The sequence below is a fragment of the Kineococcus deserti genome (assembly GCF_050871945.1).
Taxonomy (GTDB): Bacteria; Actinomycetota; Actinomycetes; order Actinomycetales; family Kineococcaceae; genus Kineococcus.
In genome coordinates, this window is record NZ_JBJLSI010000001.1 from 183,750 (window position 1) to 201,021 (window position 17,272).

Annotated in this window: 20 protein-coding genes and 1 pseudogene; 16 read left to right on the plus strand and 5 right to left on the minus strand. The window is 73.9% G+C overall.

Going from position 1 to position 17,272, the window contains the following annotated elements; all coding sequences use genetic code 11:
* Positions 1–2: 2 nt before the first annotated feature.
* The 3 genes from ACRYR2_RS00960 to murQ all read left to right on the plus strand — a co-directional run bounded on the left by ACRYR2_RS00960 (position 3) and on the right by murQ (position 2,086).
* A complete protein-coding gene (locus ACRYR2_RS00960; protein WP_432560936.1) occupies positions 3–512 on the plus strand; it encodes a hypothetical protein in 510 nt (169 codons plus the stop codon).
* Between the two features lie 11 nt (positions 513–523).
* Positions 524–964 carry a DUF421 domain-containing protein gene (locus ACRYR2_RS00965; RefSeq protein WP_432560937.1) on the plus strand — a complete coding sequence of 147 codons (441 nt, stop codon included), beginning with the start codon at positions 524–526 and terminating at the stop codon, positions 962–964.
* Positions 965–1,186: 222 nt separating this feature from the next.
* Positions 1,187–2,086 (plus strand): N-acetylmuramic acid 6-phosphate etherase, encoded by a 900-nt coding sequence (gene murQ, locus ACRYR2_RS00970; protein ID WP_432560938.1) that lies wholly within the window; start codon positions 1,187–1,189, stop codon positions 2,084–2,086.
* A 31-nt stretch (positions 2,087–2,117) separates the two neighbouring features.
* Here the strand turns inward: murQ and ACRYR2_RS00975 are convergent.
* Positions 2,118–4,277 (minus strand): annotated as a pseudogene (locus ACRYR2_RS00975) (putative bifunctional diguanylate cyclase/phosphodiesterase); the annotation flags it as partial.
* A gap of 16 nt (positions 4,278–4,293) precedes the next feature.
* Here ACRYR2_RS00975 and ACRYR2_RS00980 point away from each other — a divergent pair.
* From ACRYR2_RS00980 to ACRYR2_RS00995, 4 genes are all read left to right on the plus strand, one after another.
* Complete coding sequence (locus tag ACRYR2_RS00980) at positions 4,294–4,626, plus strand: hypothetical protein (RefSeq protein WP_432560939.1); 333 nt, start codon at positions 4,294–4,296, stop codon at positions 4,624–4,626.
* 63 nt (positions 4,627–4,689) lie between these two features.
* Positions 4,690–5,625: a universal stress protein gene (locus tag ACRYR2_RS00985; RefSeq protein WP_432560940.1), complete on the plus strand. Its 936-nt coding sequence runs from the start codon at positions 4,690–4,692 to the stop codon at positions 5,623–5,625.
* A 69-nt stretch (positions 5,626–5,694) separates the two neighbouring features.
* The gene (locus ACRYR2_RS00990) at positions 5,695–6,417 is read left to right on the plus strand and encodes a GNAT family N-acetyltransferase (RefSeq protein WP_432560941.1); all 723 of its coding nucleotides are present in this window, start codon (positions 5,695–5,697) and stop codon (positions 6,415–6,417) included.
* A gap of 9 nt (positions 6,418–6,426) precedes the next feature.
* Positions 6,427–7,521 carry a hypothetical protein gene (locus ACRYR2_RS00995; RefSeq protein WP_432560942.1) on the plus strand — a complete coding sequence of 365 codons (1,095 nt, stop codon included), beginning with the start codon at positions 6,427–6,429 and terminating at the stop codon, positions 7,519–7,521.
* Here the strand turns inward: ACRYR2_RS00995 and ACRYR2_RS01000 are convergent.
* Entirely contained in the window at positions 7,518–8,318 is an 801-nt protein-coding gene (locus tag ACRYR2_RS01000; protein ID WP_432560943.1) for a helix-turn-helix domain-containing protein, read from the minus strand. The genes ACRYR2_RS00995 and ACRYR2_RS01000 overlap by 4 nt on opposite strands.
* Before the next feature lie 61 nt (positions 8,319–8,379).
* Between ACRYR2_RS01000 and ACRYR2_RS01005 the strand changes: the two genes are divergently transcribed.
* The 9 genes from ACRYR2_RS01005 (at position 8,380) to ACRYR2_RS01045 (ending at position 13,876) form a co-directional block, all read left to right on the plus strand.
* Positions 8,380–8,862, plus strand: coding sequence for a VOC family protein (locus tag ACRYR2_RS01005; RefSeq protein ID WP_432560944.1), 483 nt, complete (start codon positions 8,380–8,382; stop codon positions 8,860–8,862).
* A 53-nt stretch (positions 8,863–8,915) separates the two neighbouring features.
* Positions 8,916–9,158, plus strand: coding sequence for a hypothetical protein (locus ACRYR2_RS01010; protein ID WP_432560945.1), 243 nt, complete (start codon positions 8,916–8,918; stop codon positions 9,156–9,158).
* On the plus strand, positions 9,158–10,069 hold the full coding sequence (locus ACRYR2_RS01015; RefSeq protein ID WP_432560946.1) for an FAD:protein FMN transferase: 912 nt from the start codon (positions 9,158–9,160) through the stop codon (positions 10,067–10,069). Before ACRYR2_RS01010 ends, ACRYR2_RS01015 begins: the two co-directional genes overlap by 1 nt.
* Positions 10,057–10,644, plus strand: coding sequence for a ferric reductase-like transmembrane domain-containing protein (locus tag ACRYR2_RS01020; RefSeq protein ID WP_432560947.1), 588 nt, complete (start codon positions 10,057–10,059; stop codon positions 10,642–10,644). The genes ACRYR2_RS01015 and ACRYR2_RS01020 overlap by 13 nt, the downstream gene beginning before the upstream one ends.
* Positions 10,641–11,780, plus strand: a complete 1,140-nt coding sequence (locus ACRYR2_RS01025) for an NADH-ubiquinone oxidoreductase-F iron-sulfur binding region domain-containing protein (RefSeq protein WP_432560948.1) — start codon at positions 10,641–10,643, stop codon at positions 11,778–11,780. Before ACRYR2_RS01020 ends, ACRYR2_RS01025 begins: the two co-directional genes overlap by 4 nt.
* Positions 11,777–12,031, plus strand: coding sequence for a ferredoxin (locus ACRYR2_RS01030; RefSeq protein ID WP_432560949.1), 255 nt, complete (start codon positions 11,777–11,779; stop codon positions 12,029–12,031). The genes ACRYR2_RS01025 and ACRYR2_RS01030 overlap by 4 nt, the downstream gene beginning before the upstream one ends.
* 9 nt (positions 12,032–12,040) lie before the next feature.
* On the plus strand, positions 12,041–12,511 hold the full coding sequence (locus tag ACRYR2_RS01035; protein ID WP_432560950.1) for a DnaJ family domain-containing protein: 471 nt from the start codon (positions 12,041–12,043) through the stop codon (positions 12,509–12,511).
* A gap of 140 nt (positions 12,512–12,651) precedes the next feature.
* Positions 12,652–13,026 carry a hypothetical protein gene (locus ACRYR2_RS01040; protein ID WP_432560951.1) on the plus strand — a complete coding sequence of 125 codons (375 nt, stop codon included), beginning with the start codon at positions 12,652–12,654 and terminating at the stop codon, positions 13,024–13,026.
* A gap of 10 nt (positions 13,027–13,036) precedes the next feature.
* Positions 13,037–13,876: an LLM class flavin-dependent oxidoreductase gene (locus tag ACRYR2_RS01045; protein ID WP_432560952.1), complete on the plus strand. Its 840-nt coding sequence runs from the start codon at positions 13,037–13,039 to the stop codon at positions 13,874–13,876.
* Here ACRYR2_RS01045 and ACRYR2_RS01050 read toward each other — a convergent pair.
* From ACRYR2_RS01050 to ACRYR2_RS01060, 3 genes are read right to left on the minus strand one after another with little or no spacing between them, the layout of a single operon-like run.
* A complete protein-coding gene (locus ACRYR2_RS01050) occupies positions 13,863–15,389 on the minus strand; it encodes an alpha-N-arabinofuranosidase (RefSeq protein ID WP_432560953.1) in 1,527 nt (508 codons plus the stop codon). The genes ACRYR2_RS01045 and ACRYR2_RS01050 overlap by 14 nt on opposite strands.
* Before the next feature lie 4 nt (positions 15,390–15,393).
* The gene (locus tag ACRYR2_RS01055) at positions 15,394–16,311 is read right to left on the minus strand and encodes a carbohydrate ABC transporter permease (RefSeq protein ID WP_432560954.1); all 918 of its coding nucleotides are present in this window, start codon (positions 16,309–16,311) and stop codon (positions 15,394–15,396) included.
* Position 16,312: 1 nt separating this feature from the next.
* A complete protein-coding gene (locus tag ACRYR2_RS01060; RefSeq protein ID WP_432560955.1) occupies positions 16,313–17,254 on the minus strand; it encodes a carbohydrate ABC transporter permease in 942 nt (313 codons plus the stop codon).
* Positions 17,255–17,272 lie beyond the last annotated feature (18 nt).

The following is a 17,272-nucleotide window of genomic DNA, read 5'->3' on the forward strand; positions in this document are numbered from 1 at the left end:
GCGTGGAGACCGTCTCGGACCTGGGAACCCGCTCCCGCGGGCCCGTCGTCCAGGCGCTGCGCCGCGCGGGCGTCGTCGTGCTGCTGCTCGTCGTGGTGGCCGGGGGCGCCGGGCTCCTCGGAGTCCGGACGAGCGAGGCCACGGCTGCCGGAGGCGGCTACGAGCTGACCGTGACCTACCCACGGACCGCCCGTGCCGGTCTGGACGCCGAGTGGGGCGTGGACCTGACGGCGCCTCCCGAGGGTTTCGGCGACCAGGTCGTCCTCGCCGTCACCAGCGACTACTTCGACTTCTGGGAGGAGCAGGGCTTCAGCCCCGAACCCTCCGCACAGACCAGCGACGCGACGTGGGACTACCTGACGTTCGACCCACCGCCGGGGCGGGAGTTCTCCCTGAGCTTCGACGCGTACGTGCAACCGAGCAGTCAACGCGGCGGGGACGGCGAGGTGGCCGTGCTGGTGGGGGACCAGCGCGCGGTCTCCGTGTCGTTCTCGACCTGGCTCGCACCCTGAGGAGAACACCCGTGGAGATCGTCGTCCGCGCCGTCGTCGTCTTCGTCTTCCTGTGGCTGATCACCCGCATCACGGGGCGGTCGTCGCTGGGCGAGCTGAGTTCCTTCCAGCTCATCCTCTACACCGCGATGGGCGACCTCGTGCAGCAGGCCGTGACGCAGCAGGACTACTCGCTGACCGCCGGCGTGCTGGTGATCGGCGTCTTCACGTTGCTGACGCTGCTGCTGTCCTGGATCAACGTCCGGTTCCCGAAGCTGCGCGGGGTCGTGCACGGAAAACCCGTCCTGGTCGTCCGCGACGGCGAGCCCCTGCTCGACGTGCTGCGCCGCGAGCGGATGTCGCTGGACGACCTCATGGCCACGGCGCGGCAGCAGGGGATCCGCCGGTTCAGCGAGGTGGACGTCGCGGTGCTGGAGACGGACGGGCGGGTCTCGTTCCTGCGGGCGGGGTGACCCACCGGGCACGGGAACGGCCACGGGTGCGGTGGAACGGCTGCTGGAGCGACGTCCGCGCCGCACCCACGGCCGGGCCCACCCCGTACCCACGAGCAGCGCAGGCCCGCGACGAGGCTGTGGTGCCCCGGGACACCTCGCGGTGGTGAGCGCCCCTGGCCCGATCCCCGCGGTCGGTGGCAGCCTGCAGGCTCGCCTGCCCTTCCACGGACGGAGCTCCCCGTGAGCGAACTGCCCACCGAACAGCGCAACCCCGCCACCACCGAGCTCGACCGGGGTTCGAGCCTGGACGTCCTGACGATGCTCAACGACGGCGACCGCACCGTCGCCGACGCGGTCGCCGCGGTGCTTCCCGCCCTCGCCGAACTCGTCGACGCCGCCGTCGCGGCCCTGCGGGACGGGGGGTCGGTGCACTACTTCGGGGCCGGGACCTCGGGTCGGCTCGCGGTGCTGGACGCCGCGGAACTGCGACCGACGTTCTCCCTGGAACCCGGCCGGGTCGTCGGGCACGTCGCCGGGGGTCCGCCGGCGCTGACCGAGGCCGTCGAGGACGTCGAGGACGACGTCGAGGCGGGAGCGGCGGACGCCGCGGGCCTGGGGGCGGGGGACGTCGTGATCGGGGTCGCCGCGTCCGGCCGCACGCCGTACGTGGCCGGTGCGCTGCGGGCGGCGCGGGAACGGGGTGCGGTCACGGCCCTGCTGACGAACGTCCCCGCCCCCGCGCTGGCCGAGCACGCCGACCACGTCGTCGCGGCGGTCACCGGCCCCGAGGTGCTCACGGGGTCCACCCGGCTGAAGGCGGGGACGGCCACGAAGCTCCTGCTGAACTCCTTCTCCACCGCCGTGATGGTCAGGTCGGGGCGTACGTACTCCAACCTCATGGTCTGCCTGGTCGCCGGCAACGGGAAGCTGCACGGCCGGACGTTGCGCATCCTCGGCGAGGTCACGGGTCTGCCGCAGGAGCAGGCCCGCGACCTGCTCACGGCCGCGGACGGAGATCTGCCGACGGCGCTGGTGTCCCACCTGTCGGGGCGGGAACCGCAGCGGGCGCGGGAGGCGCTGGCGCGGGCCGGGGGGTCGGTGCGGGCTGCGGTCGAGCACCTCGCCGCTCCAGCCAGCTGAGCAGTTGCGCCGCCGGCAGCGGCCGGCTGTGCAGGTACCCCTGCGACTCCTCGGCCCCGAGGTCGGCCAGCAGGTCCAGCGTCGCCTCGTCCTCCACGCCCTCGGCCACGACCCGCAGCCCCAGGTGGTGGGCCAGTTCGACGGTGCCCGCCACGATGGCGGCGATCCGCTCGTCGTGCAGCGCCCGCGACGTGAACGCCCGGTCGATCTTCACCTCCGTCGCCGGCAGGTTGGCCAGGTAGGCCAGCGAGGAGTACCCCGTGCCGAAGTCGTCGATGCTCAGGGCGAACCCGCGCCCGGTGATGTCCTGGCAGGTCGCCAGCGCCCGTTCCGGGTCGATCATCAGCGAGGTCTCGGTGACCTCGACCACGACGTCGGCGGGGTCGGTGTCGCGGGCCACCTCGTCGAGCAGTTCGAGCAGCTGCGGATCCGACAGGGAGGTGCTCGAGGTGTTGATCGACAACCGCAGGTGGTGCCCGGCCGCCCGCCAGGCCGCCAGGTCCGCCGTGGCCCGGCGCGCCACGTGGACGGTCAGGGCGGGCATCAGCCCGCGTTCCTCGAGCACGTCGAGGAACCCGCCGGGCGCGAGCAGTCCCAGGCGGGGGTGGTTCCACCGGACCAGCGCCTCCACACCGACGACGGAACCGTCGGCGAGGGACACCTGCGGCTGGTAGTGCACCTCGAAGGCCGCGGCCGCCTCCTGCGGTGCGCCCGGTCCCAGGGCGGCGTGCAGCTCGTCGGACAGGGCCGCCCGCTGCCGCCACGCACGGTCGGTGGCGTCGTCGTGCAGCGCGACCCCGCGCCCGGAGGTCTTCGCCGCGTACATCGCGGTGTCGGCCCGGCGCAGCAGTTCCGCACCGGCCAGCCCGTCCGCGCCCGTCGAGGTCGCGACCCCGATGCTGGCCGGGACGACCGCCGCTGCGAGCATCCGCCGGCCCACCGCCAGCGCGTCCTCGGGACCGGCCGCGGGCAGCACGACGGCGAACTCGTCCCCGCCCAGGCGGGCCAGCAGCGCGGCGCCGGGCACCGCGGACTCCAGCGCCACCGACATCGACACGAGCAGTTCGTCGCCGGCCGCGTGCCCGTGCTGGTCGTTGACCTCCTTGAACCGGTCCAGGTCCAGCAGCAGCACCCCCACGGCCCGGCCGGCGACGGTCTCGGCGGACAGCCTCTCGAGGAACGCGCGGCGGTTGGCCAGGCCCGTCAGGTCGTCGGTGCTGGCCTGCCGGCGGGCCCGGTCGTGGTCGGCGAGGTCGCGGATGAGCCGGATCAGCTTCGTCCCGGAGCCGGCGATCGCGGCGGCGCCGTACACCACCGCCCAGGGCGAGGAACCGTCGTCCAGACCGGCCCCCACGAGAGCCGTCAGCCCCAGCAGCAGACCTGCCGAGGCGGCCACGGGCACCCCTGCCGCCGACGGGTGCCACCGGCCGACCGGCACCGGGCGCAGCAGCGCCAGCCAGGCGTACGCCGCGCACATCGACACCCACGCCGCCCACGCCACGAGGACGGACATCGTCGTCGGCCCGGTGACCAGGTAGAGGACCTGGGTGAGCAGCACACCGAGGACGCTCGCCGCGACCGTCAGGGCGCGTCCGCGCACCGGCCGCGGCAGCACCAGCGAGATCGCCACGACGGCCGAGAGCAGGACGGCGATCGAGCTGACGTTCACCAGCCGCAACTGGTCGGCGCACCCGTCGAGGCCCGTGGGGACGTCGACCCACAGGTTGACGGTGCCGGCCGCACCGAGGACGCAGCTGACGCCCACGAGCCAGTCCACCCGACCGGCGGGCCGGCTCTTCTCGTGCGAGCGGTACCAGGTCGCGATGCCGTGGTAGAGGAAGAAGCAGGCCGCGGTGCTCGTCAGCCGCAACGGCAGGACGGCGACCAGCCCAGCGGCCCCGATCGGAGAGCCGGCCAGGTACAGCACCGTCTCCAGGGCGCTGCTCACCAGGAGCAGGGCGAAACCGGCCCGGTAGGACCGCCAGGTCCGCACGGCGGCCCGCTCCCGGCGGGCGCGCCGGCAGATCAGCGCCAGAGCCGCCGCCACGACGAGCGTGCGCAGCACGATGAGAGTCGCCAGCACGCACCTGCTCCTCCCGCCGCTGACCTTCCGTCCTGTGCCTCGGCGCAGGGGCGCGCCGGCCTGATCACCCGAACGGGTTCGGCTTCGGCGCGCGGGATCGTGCGCCATGGACCACAGTGCGCATGTGCACGCGTTCGAAGATCAGCAGACCACCGGACCGCGGGACGACTCCGGGTCCTGGGGCGGCTCGGGATACGTCCGTCGTGAACTCGACCCCGGCCTGGCCAAGTGGTGGCTGCACCTGCCCGAGACCACCAAGACGACCCTCGCCGGTCTGCACCCCGGTGACGTCCTGTCGCGCGAGGCGGCGACCGCCATCGCCGCGACCGGGCTGTCCTGCCCCGAGGTCGTCGTCGTCGAGGACGGCCGCCGCGTCCGCCGCCGCATCGCCTCCCGCGACGTCATCGCCACCGTCCTGCAGGTCCGGCTGACCCACTCCGAACGCCGCCTGGTCTGACGGGTTGCGCTCCGCCGCCGGCGGGGCGCACAGTGCCCACACGTTCACGCGGAGGTGATCGTGGTGGGGACCATCGTGGTGGGGCTCGACACCCTCGACGACTGCCGGGCGGCCGTGGAGTGGGCCGCGGACGCCGCCGACCGCAGCGAGGCCGACCTGGAGATCGTGCGCGGCGTGCGGTTCCCGCCCGCCGTGGACACCTGGAACGCGGGCTACGTCCCCGAGGTCCTCGAACAGCTCGACCAGGTCTGCTGGGACGAGCTGGCCCGGGCCCGCGACCTGGTCCGTCACCGCGTGCACGGGAACGTCCGCACCACCCTCGTGCACGACCACGCCCGCCCCGCCCTGCTGGCCGCCGCCACCCGCGCCGACCTGCTGGTCACCGGGGCACGGCATCGAAACCGCCTGCGCTGCAGCGTCTTCGGCGGATTCCAGCTGGGCTCGACGAGCCTGTTCGCCGCGGCGCACGCGCTCTGCCCCGTCGTCGTCGTGCGCGGCGCCGCCACCCGGGGCGCCCGCGACCTCGTCGTGGGGTTCGACGGTTCGCCGTCGTCGACGGCGGCCGCGTGCTGGGCGCTGGCCCAGGCCGCCGTGACCGGTGCGCGGGTCCACGTCGTGCTCGTCCGGCGGGCCGTGGCCGACCTCACCCTCGGCCTGGACCCCACCGCGGCCGTCGCCAGCCGCGGTGACGACGAGGCGGCCGCGCACGCCCGCCTCGAGGACGTCGTGCAGCGGTTGCAGCGCAGCGACCCCCGGGTCGAGGTGGACGGGACGGTCGTGCGCCACGACCACCCCGAGGACGTGCTGCTCGAGGCCGCCGGGACCTGCGCGCTGCTCGTCGTGGGCTCACGCGGGCACGCGGCGTTCACCTCGGCGCTCATCGGGTCCACCAGCCACGCCGTGCTGCACCACGCGCTCACCCCGGTGGTCGTCGTACCGGACGCCGCGCAGGTCGCGCACCGGCGCCGGGCGGTCCAGGCCACCCTCGCACGGCGCTGACGGCTTGGTTCCACGACAGCGGCCGGAAACTCGCTGGACCGCGACGGCGACGGGCTGCACCCTGTGCCGGTGACCGATCTGGCAACCGCGCACGCCGACGCCTGGGCAGTGCTGGCGGGCCGTCCCGGTGGTGCGGTCGCCCGGCTGCCGGGGGTGCGGCTGGCGAGCAGCGGAACGGGTTTCGGGCAGTACAACGGCGCCGACCTCGTCGATCCGCTGCTGGCCGATCCGGCCGCCGTCGCCGCCTGGTTCGCCGGGCGCGGTGAGCCGTGGGCGTGGCGGGTGCCCGAACGTTTCGGCTGGGCCGGGCAACTCCTCGTGGAGCAGCCGCTCATGGGGCTGCCCGCCGCGGGTTTCCGGCCCGCACCGTGGCCCGACGGGTTCGCCGTGCGCCCGGCGGCTCCGGCCGACCTGGAGGCGTGCGTGGCGGTGGACGTGGCCGCGTTCGGCGGGCCGGCGCACGTCGCCCGGACGTGGCTGGGCGGACACCTGGAGGTACCGGGTGTCGAGGTCGCCCTGGTCACCGGGGCGGCCGGCCCGGTGGCGCTGGCGTACGCGGTGCGCTCGGACGCCGACGCCGGGCCGGCGGTGATGCTGGCTGGGGTGGGCGTCGTCCCGTCGGCGCGGCGCCGGGGCGTCGCCGCGGGGGTGTCGTCCTGGCTGCTGGCACGGGCCTTCGCCGCCGGCTCGGCCTTCGCCCACCTGCAACCCGACGACGACCGCGCGGCCCGCGTCTACGCGCGGCTGGGGTTCGCCACGGGGCCGGGGGTGCGGATCCAGCGCCCCGACTAGCCTTGCCGGGTGCCCAAGAAGAAGAAGTCCCGCGGCCATCCGGCGCGCCACCTCGACGCGGCCTCGCAGCTCTCGCCGCTGCGCGCGGGGGGCCGGGTGCTGGGGGACCTGCAGGTGCCGTTCCGGCGTTTCCTGGAGGAGGAACTGTCCGAGGACGAGACGGTCCTGGAGGCGGCCGACCTCGAGGCGCGGGTCATGGAGTCCCTGGGCTGGCTGGTGCTGACCTTCGGCTACGAGCCGGTGCCCGCCACCGGGCGCCGGTTCACCCCGGACGACCTCGCGGAACTGTTCACCGAGATCGTGCCCGCCGTGGCCGAGCACAACGAACTCGACCCCCAGGAACTCGTCGACGAGACCCGGCTGGCCTGGACCTCCTACCTGATGTTCCTGGGCGAGTCCGACCAGTGGGCGGGCGATCCGGGGGAGCTGGCCGACTGCCTGGACGTCGCCTCCGGAGGAGTCGGCGGGACGGTGTCCGGACAGGGCAGCGTCCTGGACGCCCTCGCCGCGGCCGAGGCCGCGCAGCCGGTCGCCGGCCGGCTGGCGGACCTGCTGGACCTGCCCGTCGTGACGGCCGCGCTCGCGGCCGTCGACGAACTGGCCGTCGGTGTCGAACTCGGAGGCGCCGGGCTCGCCGACGGTCCCGCCGTGGAGGTGCTGCGTTCCCGGCTGGAACCCTTCGGTGCCGAGATCGACCCCGTCACGCTGCTGCTGGACCTCACGTCGTCGGGTTTCGTCGTCGTCGACGACGACCGCACGACGGTTCCCGACGCCGGGGACCCCGAACGCCGGTACCAGCTGGCGACCACGTTCCTGGCGGCCCTCGTCAGCGGAACCCTGGCGGCGTGCCCCTCACCGGGCGCCATCGTGGGTGCGTTGTCGGTCGTGGCCTCCGCGGTGCTGGACCCCATCACCACCGGCCGGCTGCGGGAACTGCTCGCCGAGACCGGCGACGAGGAGGAACTCCCGGCCGCCCTGGCCGTGGTGACCCGGCTGGTGGACGTCGGGGTCCTGTCCGCGGTCGAACCCTGGACGGCGCGACCGGGTTTCGCCGGCGCCGTGCACGACGTCGTCGAGGGCTTCTTCGGCTCCGAGCAGGACTAGGCGTCTCCGTCCCGGTGCTCGCGCCGGTACTCGCTGGGCGCCGTGCCCAGCACCGTGCGGAAGTCGTTCGTGAGGTGGGCGTGGTCGGCGTAACCCAGGTCGGCGGCGATCGCGGCCAGGTCGGCCGTGCGGTCGGTGCGCACCCGCTCGGCGGCCTCCTGCAACCGGCGCCGGCGGATCATCGCCGCCGGCGGCAGCCCGACGTAGCGGCGCGCGAGCCGCTGCAACGTCCGCGGTGACCGGCGGAGCCTGTCGGCGGCGTCCTCCAGCCGCAGGACCGTCGGGTCGCCGTCGACGAGCGCCGCCAGCTCGTTGGCGGCGCGCGCCTCCTCGGTCACCGGACCGCACCGCTGCACCAGGTGGTCGGCCAGGACCGCCACGGCCCGCTCCAGCCGGTCCGGCGCCGACGTGGCCATCTGCGCGGCGACCGCGGCGAACAGCTCCGGCTCCCGCAGCGGCCGGTAGCTGTCGCGTGCGGCGGCGGGGTCGTCGGTGAAGGCCGGGACGGCGGCCGGCCGCAGGTGCGCGCCCACGGCCCAGCCGCGCCCGCTCAGGTCCTGGTGCGAGCGCCGCGTCGTGGGACCGGCGAACCCGACGAAACCGCCGTCGCGGGAGTCGACGACGACGTTGCAGCCGGGGTGGGCCACGACGTGCTGGCGTGAGGTCCGGCCCGGTTCGAGGTCCCACTCCGGGATCCAGAACCAGCGCACGAGCTCCTCGGCCGCGGCGGGTGCCGGGAGCCGGGTGAAGCGGGGCAGCCGCGCGGGGTAGAGGACGCCGCGCGTCTGACCGGTCACGCAGCGAGGGTAGACGCGAATCTCCAAGCCGGCGGCGGCCGTGCGGCCCCAGCATCGGCACATGACTTCTGGACAGCACACCACCGACGGCGTCCCGCACGGCCTGACCAGCCTGACTCCCTTCCTCGCGGTGCCCCGGGCGCGGGAGGCGGTCGAGTTCTACCGCGACGTGTTCGGCGCCCGGGTCGTCGACGTCACCGAGGTGGGTGGCGTCCTGGTGCACGCCGACCTCGACCTGGGCCACGGGCACCTGCAGCTGGGCGAACCCAACCCCGAGTACCACCTCGTGCCCGCTCCGTCCGGGGACGACGACTGCTACTCCCTCGGCCTGTACTGCGCCGACGCCGACGCCGTGGTCGCCCGCGCCGAGGCCGCCGGGGCCACGATCCGGGAACCGCTCACGAACTTCGCCTCCGGGGACCGGTTCGCGAGCATCCGCGACCCGTTCGGGGTCCGCTGGTCGGTCATGACGCGGGTCGAGGACCTGTCCGAGGCCGAGAGCGCGCGGCGGGTCGCGGACTGGGCGGCGCAGTACAGCTCATAGAGCTCACAGCTGGCTCACCACCGGGCGGCAGGTCCACGGCCGACAGTTCAGCCGTGGACGGACGGAAGCGGGCGCGGTGGACCACCGCCGCAGTGGTGGTCGGCGGGGTGGTCGCCACCGCGGGGGCGACCACCGCGTTGGCGGTGACGGACGACGGGACGAGTTCCTCGACGACGACCTCGTCGACCTCGTCGACGAGCAGCACGGACTCGCAGGAGTCGGGGCAGTGGTCGCCGGGGACCTCCGGCGTCTCTCCCGGTGCCGGTGCGGGGTCGGCGACGTCGGGGGGTTCGTGATGCCGCTGACCGAGACGCTGCCGGTGACCGACACCGTCGCGCAGTGGGCGGTGTGGGGCACCACCGCGCGGGTCGTCGTGGCGGACCCCGCCGCGCTGCCCGCCGCGCACGGCCTCGTCGTCTCGCAGCTGCGCCGCGTCGACGACGCCTGCAACCGGTTCCGCCCCGACTCGGAGTTGTCGCGGCTGCCCGGCGGGCGCTGGACGACGGTCTCCGACGACCTCGCGGACCTGCTGGCGCAGGCGTTGCTGGCGGCCGAACGCACCGACGGTGACGTGGACCCGACCCTGGGGGACGCCGTCTCCGCCCTGGGCTACGACCGGCCGTTCGCCGAGCTGCCGGACGTGGCGGGCGCCCGGGCCTGCGTCGTCCGCCGCGAGCGCCCCGACTGGCGGGCGGTGGAACTGGCCGGGAACCGGGTGCGGGTTCCGGTCCCGGTCCGGCTGGACCTGGGCGCCACCGCCAAGGCCGCCGCCGCCGACCGCAGCGCCGCGCTGGTCGCGGAACGTCTCGGGGTGGGGGTGCTCGTCGCACTGGGCGGGGACGTCGCCACGGCCGGGTCCGGGGACGGCTGGGAGGTGAGGGTGCAGGACGGCCCGGGTGAACCGGCCCAGGTCGTGCAGCTCCCGGCCGGCGGGGCGCTGGCCACCTCCAGCACCCGGTCCCGGCGGTGGCGGTGCGGAACCCGGGAACTGCACCACGTCCTCGACCCGAGGACGCTGGTGCCGGCCGAACCGGTGTGGCGCACGGTGTCCGTGGCCGCCGGCAGCTGCGCCGGGGCGAACACCGCCAGCACCGCCGCCCTGGTGCGCGGGCACGCGGCCCTGCCGTGGCTGGCCGGTGGTGGGGTCAGTGCGCGGCTGGTCACCGCGGCCGGGGACGTCCTGACGACGGGCCGGTGGCCGTCGTGACCTCCGAACTCCTCTGGTACGTGGCCCGGGCCAGCGGCCTGGTGCTGCTGCCGATGTTCACGGCCGTCGTCGTGCTCGGCGTCCTCACCCGCGGCAACCGCAGGCTGGGCCGCTCACCGCGGTTCACCACCCCGCTGGTGCACCGCAGCCTCTCGTTGGCCGCCCCGGGGTTCCTGCTCGTCCACGTGGCCAGCGTCGTGGCCGACGGCTACGTCGACGTCGACCTGCTCGACGTCGTCGTCCCCTTCGCCTCCTCCTACCACCGGTTCTGGACCGGGCTGGGCACCGTCGCCGTGCTGCTGCTGGTGGTGCTGGTCGCCACCAGCCTGGCGCGGGTCCGGCTGGGCCGGCGGATCTGGCGGCCGGTGCACGCGCTGGCGTGGCCGTTCTTCGCCGTCGCCCTCGCCCACGCCCTGGGGGTCGGCACCGACACCCGCACCTGGTGGGGTCTGGCCCTGGCCGCCGGCTGCGTGAGCGCCGTCGTCGCCGCGCTGGTCGCGGGACGTTCCCGCCCCTGCTGGCGAGCGGCCGAACCCGCCCGCCGTCCCGCCGTCCTGGAAGGAGCAGACCGGTGAGGATCCTGCCCGACGACCGCAGCCGACCCGTCGACCTCGCCGAGCACCTCGCCCGGCACCGCGCCGGCAGGACCCACGACCTGCTGACCGCGCTGCACCGCACCGGTCTGCGCGGCCGGGGCGGGGCGGCCCGCGAGGTGGCCCCCGAACTGCTGCGCGTGCGTCACGAGGTGGCCGGCTCGGGCCGGACGGGGGTGGTCGTCGCCAACGGGGTGGAGGGCGAACCGCTGTCCCGCAAGGACGTCACCGTCCTCACGACCGTTCCGCACCTGGTCCTGGACGGAGCGGCCGCCGCGGCCGCCGTCGTGGGGGCCGGCGACGTGGTCGTCTGCGCCGCTGCCGGGCCGGGCCTGGAGGCGGTCCAGCGAGCTCTCGCGCAACGGCGGGCCGCGGGCGTGCCCGGTCCCGCCGTCCACACGGCCGTCGCGGCCGGCGGTTTCGTCGCGGGCCAGGAGTCCGCCGTCGTCGCGCACCTGGAGGGGTACGCGGCCCGCCCGCGGGGGAACGGCGTCCCCCTGGCCCGGCGGGGGGTCGGTGGCCGCCCCACCGTGGTGAAGAACGTCGAGACGCTGGCGCGCCTGGGGTTCCTGACCGCTCACGGCGACCAGCCGGCGACGGTGCTGCTCACGGTCGCCCTGCCCACCGGACCGCGGGTGCTGGAGGTGCCCCTGGGCACACCGCTGACCGAGGTCCTGGCGCGCGCCGGGGCCGACGCCGGCGGTGGCGTGCTGCTGGGGGGTTTCCACGGGTCGTGGAGGCGACCGGAGGACCTGGCCGAACCGGTGGCCCTGACGGGGGCCGGGGTCGTGCGGCCGGTCGCGACGGGGGAGTGCGCGCTCGTCGTGACGGCCGCCCTCACCCGCTACCTCGCCCGTGAGTCGGTGCGGCAGTGCGGACCGTGCACCTTCGGGATGCCGCGGCTGGCCGATCTCGTCGAGGCGCTGGCCCGCTGCACCCTGGACCAGGCCGGGATCGCCGAGCTGCACCGCACGCTCGGGCTGCTGGGCGACCGCGGGGCCTGCCGGCACCCGGACGCCTCGGCCCGGACGGTGGCCTCGGCCCTGCTGGCGTTCCCGGCGGAGGTGGCCGCGCACGGACGAGGTGCCTGCGCGGCACGGGAGGTGGTGGCGGCGTGACCGACGTGACCGAGGGGGTGGCCGAGGGGGTGACCGAGCTGCGGATCGACTTCGCCGCCTGCGACGGGCACGGAGCGTGCACCGGGCTGCTGCCCGAGCTGCTCGTCGCCGACGACTGGGGTTTCCCCCGCGTGCGTTCCGGTGGGCGGCGTGCCCTCGTCCCGCCGGAGCTGGCGCGGGCGGCCCGTGAGGCGCAGCGCTGCTGCCCGGTGCTGGCCCTCCGCGTTGCCCCGCGGGGAGCCGGCGGTTAGCTTCGGGCCGTGACTGGCCGCAAGCCGATCGGGACGTCCTTCGAGGACTGGATCGAGCGGCAGGTCCGTGAGGCCACCGAGCGGGGGGACTTCGACGACCTGCCGGGTGCCGGTGCGCCGTTGCGGGGACTGGACCGCGACTTCTCCGCCGAGCAGTGGGCGGCCGACAAGGCCCGGCGCGAGGGCTTCGACGTGACCGCCATGCTGCCGCCGGCCCTGGCGCTGCGCCGGGAGCGGGAGGTGCTGGCCCGCGACGTCCACGAGCTGGTGTCCGAGGCCGCCGTCCGGGCCGTCGCCGGCGACTTCAACGACCGCGTGCACGAGCTGTACCGCCGCCCGGCCGACGGGCCGCTCATCGTGGTGCCGTTGCTCGACGCGGACGTCCTCGTCGAGCAGTGGCGGGCGCGACGGCCCACGCCGGCGCCGGCCGCGCCGACGCCCGCACCGCGGCGCCGCTGGTGGCGCAGACACGCGCGGTGAGTGGTCCGTCGCGCGCCCGTCCGCTGGTGCGCCCGGACCGGCGAGATCGGGCCCCGGAAGTGCTGGAAAGTTCATCCATCCGGTGCCGTTGGTGTTTCCTGGGCGCTGTCGCGGTTCGCGACGCCGCCTGAGGGGAGCCCATGGACGATCGCACGCCGCCGGGAGCGTCGTGGCCCGTGTCGTTGCGCACGGTGCTGACGGCCCTGCGCGACGACGACGAGGTGACCCTCGACCTCGGCTCCGCCGGTCTGCTGCACGTGCGCTGGTCACCGCAGGTCCAGGACGAGGCCCCCGCGGACGCGGCGGGGACGTTGCCCCCGCTGCCCGTGCGTCGGGAACAGGTCCTGCGCGAGATCGCCCGGGGCCTGCCGGCCACCGTGATCGCCGACACCTACCAGTTGCCCCTCACCGAGGTCGCCGAGGAGTTGCAGGCCCTGCGCCGCCGCTACGGGGTCGACAGCACCGCGGCGGCCGTCGTCGCCGCACGCCGGGTGGGGGACCTGCCCGCCGAATAGGGTCGCCCGCGTGGACCTGTCCTGCGTGATCCTCAACGACCTGCACCCCGGCGACTTCCTGGCCACCGCGCGCACCGCGCAGGAGGCGGGGCTGCGGACGGTGTTCTGCTACGACCACCTGTCCTGGCGGGACCTGCGGGACGGTCCCTGGTACAACGCCGTGCCGCTGCTGGCCGCCGCGGCCACCGCGACCGACCGCATCCGCCTCGGAACCCTCGTCGCGAGCCCCAACTACCGGCACCCCGTCACCTTCGCCTCCGAGGTCATGACCGTCGACCAGCTGTCCGGGGGGCGGTTCGAACTCGGCGTCGGCGCGGGGACCGCCGCCCACGACGCCTCCGTCCTCGGGCTCGCACCGCTGTCCCCCCGCTCACGCCAGGACCGGTTCGAGGAGTGGACGCTGCTGCTGCGCACGCTGCTGACCCAGCGCGCGACCGATGCCGACGGAACGCACTACCGCGCGGTCGACGCCCGCACCATCCCCGGCCCGGTGACCCGGGTACCGCTGACCGTGGCCGCCGCGGGCCCGCGCGGCATGCGGTTCGCGGCGCGGGTGGGGCAGACGTGGGTGACCTACGGGTCCGGCGAACCCCGCCGCGGGGACACCGTGGCCGACGCGATCGCCCGCTTCAGCGAGCCGGCCGAGCGGTTCGCCCGGATCGAGGGTTCGGCCGGGGTGCGCCGGATGGCCCTGCTGGGCCTGGACGAGACCGGCGCCTTCACCGACTGGCCGGTGTTCTCCGCCGCCCTGGCCGACGCCGGGTACGACGAGGTCTGCGTGCACTGGCCCCGGACGGACGGCCGGGGTGCCCCGGCCGCCGTCTGGGACCAGGTCCTCAGCCGAGGGTGAGTTCCACCGTCGCGAACGAGTGCGCCGGCAGTTCCACCACGAGGGTGTCGCCCTCGCGGCGGGCACCGTCGAACGCGGTCGGGGCCACGGCGGTGGGCTCGTCCACCGTGTTGTGGGCCTGCACCGACGGGGCGGCCAGCAGGGTCGCCTTCGCGACCTGCCAGTCCTTGCCGCGCAGGTCGAGGCGGACGGTGCCGGCGTCGTCGACGTCGAGGTTCGTCAGCGACACCAGGGCGGTGGCTCCCCGGGAGCTGACCGAGGTGGTCAGCGTCGGGTAGGCGCCCTGCTCACCCGCGTACTGCGACTGCGCGGTGAGCTGCACGGGGTGGCTGGTCGCGTCCTGGTGACCGGCGTTCATGGCGAACACGTGGTACGTCGGGGTGAGCACCATGCGCGCGCCGTCGGTCAGCACCATGGCCTGCAGGACGTTCACGGTCTGGGCGATGTTGGCCATGACCAGCCGGCGGGCGTTGGCGTGGAAGACGTCGAAGTGCAGCCCGGCCACGAGCGCGTCGCGCATGGTGTTCTGCTGGAACAGGAAGCCCGGGTTGGTGCCGGGTTCGACGTCCCACCAGGTGCCCCACTCGTCGCACACCAGGCCGATGGCGGCCTCGGGGTCGTAGGCGTCCATGACCCGGGAGTGCCCGCGGACGATCTCGTCGATGCGCCAGGCCCGCACCATCGTCTCGTGGTACTCCTCGGCGGAGAACTCCGTCGCCGAGCCCTTGTGCTGCCAGTCGTCGCTGGCGTGCGTGTAGTAGTGGAAGGACAGCGCCTGCCAGCCGTTGTGCTTGGGCGAGCGGACCGGTCCGCCGAGGGTGCTGATCGACTTCATCAACGTCTCGGTCCAGTGGTAGTCGTCGCGGTTGGGGCCCGCGGCGATCCGGTACAGCTCGTTGCCGTCGTGGTTGCGGCAGTAGGTGGCGAACTGGGCCGCGAGCTGGGTGTACTGCTCGGCGGTCATGTTGCCGCCGCAGCCCCACGACTCGTTGCCGATGCCCCAGAACGGGACCTTCCACGGTTCGGCGCGGCCGTTCTCCCGGCGCAGGCGGGACATCGGTGCGTCCCCCGAGCGCGTCAGGTACTCGACCCAGTCGCTCATCTCGGCGACGGTGCCCGAGCCGACGTTGCCGGACACGTACGGCTCGGCGCCGAGCATCTCGCACAGCTGCATGAACTCGTGCGTGCCGAAGGAGTTGTCCTCGACGACGTCGCCCCAGTGGGTGTTGACCATCGAGGGCCGCTCCTCGCGGGGACCGACGCCGTTCATCCAGTGGTACTCGTCGGCGAAGCAGCCGCCGGGCCAGCGCAGGTTGGGGATGCTGACGTCCTTCAGCGCCTGCACGACGTCCTCGCGGATGCCGGCGGTGTTCGGGATCTCGGAGTCCTCCCCGACCCAGAAGCCTTCGTAGATGCAGCGGCCCAGGTGCTCGGCGAAGTGGCCGTACAGGTGGCGGCTGATCGTCGCGCCGGCGACGTCGAGGTCGACGACGCCGTTGAGGGTGTTGCTCAAGTGTTCAGCCCTTCAGACCGGTTCCGGCCACACCTTCGACGATGCGGCGCTGGAAGATGACGAACAGGATGACCAACGGCAGGGCGCCGAGGATCGTCGAGGCCTGGATGTCGGAGAACCGCTGACCGTAGGAGCCCTGGACGGTGGCCAGGCCCACCGGGATGGTCATGAGGTCGGGGTTGGACAGGACGAACAGCGGCAGGATCAGGTTGTTCCAGACGCCGACGAACGTGACGATCGCCATGGCCGCCAGGACCGGGCGCGACAGCGGCATGATGATCGACCAGTAGATGCGCCAGTTGCCGGCGCCGTCGATGCGGGCCGCCTCCTCGAGCTCGTTGGGCAGGCCGTCGAAGAACTGCTTGAAGACGAACAGCGCGATGACGCTGGAGACCTGGGGGAAGATGACGGCCCAGTAGGTGTTGAGCAGGCCGACGGTGTTGAGCATCTGGAAGATCGGGATGATCAGGACGTCGGCCGGCACCATGATGCCCGCGATGACGAGCAGGAACACGACGTTGCGCCCGCGGAAGCGCATCCGCGAGAGGGCGAACGCCGCCATCGAGGCGAACAGCACCACCAGGGCCGCCGAGAGCGTCGAGGTGATGAAGCTCGCCAGGTACCAGTTCCACAGGTCCCCGCCGCCCAGCAGCGAGGAGTAGGAGGCCAGCGTCGGGTTGACGTCGCGCAGGATGGCCTGCGTGCCCAGCGCCGACACCGAGTTGTCGGTGAACGAGGTCTTGATCGCCCACAGGCTCGGGATGAGCCAGATGACCGCGAAGACGACCAGGACGACCGCTGCGATGCGGTTGAAGGTCCTGCCGCCGTTCGTCGCGACGCGCGCGGTGCGGGCCGGCGGGGCGGCCGCGGAGATCCCGGACCGGCGGGAGGTGCCTGCACCGGTGGTGGCCATCTCAGCCATGTCAGGCTCCCTTCTGCTGTGCGCGCTCGACGAGCTGGCGGACGAGGGCGATCACGACGATGACGACGAAGAGGATGAACGAGGCGGCGGCCGCGGCGCCGATCCGGTAGTCGGTGAAACCGGTGTTGGTGATGAACACCAGCGCGGTCTCGGTGCTGCGGCCCGGCCCGCCGCTGGTCATGAGGTAGACCTGGTCGAAGATCTTCAGGCTGGCGATGATCTGCAGCAGGACCACCAGGGTCGTGGTGCGGTTCAGCAGCGGGATCGTCAGGTGCCGGATCTGCTGCCACGGCGTGGCGCCGTCGATGGCGGCCGCCTCGTAGAGCTCGCGCGGGATGTCCTGCAGGCCGGCCAGGTAGAGGATGAAGTTGAAGCCGATGGTCCACCAGACGGTGGCGATCGCGATGCCGACCATGGCCAGGTTCGGCGTGGCCAGGATCGGGGTCGGGGCGTCGCTGCCCAGCCACTTCTGCACCGTGGCCCACAGGCCGGTGTCGGCGGTGAAGATGAACACCCAGATCAGCGAGATGGCCGCCGACGGCAGGATGTAGGGCGTGAAGAAGGCCAGTCGCCAGAACGTCTGGCCCCGCCGCATCCGGTTGGCCAGCACGGCGAACACGAACGACAGGACGACCAGGGGCGGCACGGTGTAGAGCGTGAACTGCAGCGTGTGCCACATCGCCGACCAGAAGTCCGACGAGGACAGCAGCGTCGTGTAGTTCTCCAGCCCGATGAAGTTGCCCAGACCGGTCTTGACGATGCTCGTGTCGAAGAAGCTCGCCACGAACATGTAGATCGAGGGGCCGATCAGGAAGCACAGGTAGAAGAACCCGAAGGGCAGGATGAAGAGCCAGGCCTTGTTGGATCGGCGCAGGCGGTCCGGGTCGGTGCGGTCCAGGGCGGCGCGGGTCGTGGTGGGCGCGCCGACGATCTGGGTGCTCATCGTGGGTCTCCAGCGGTC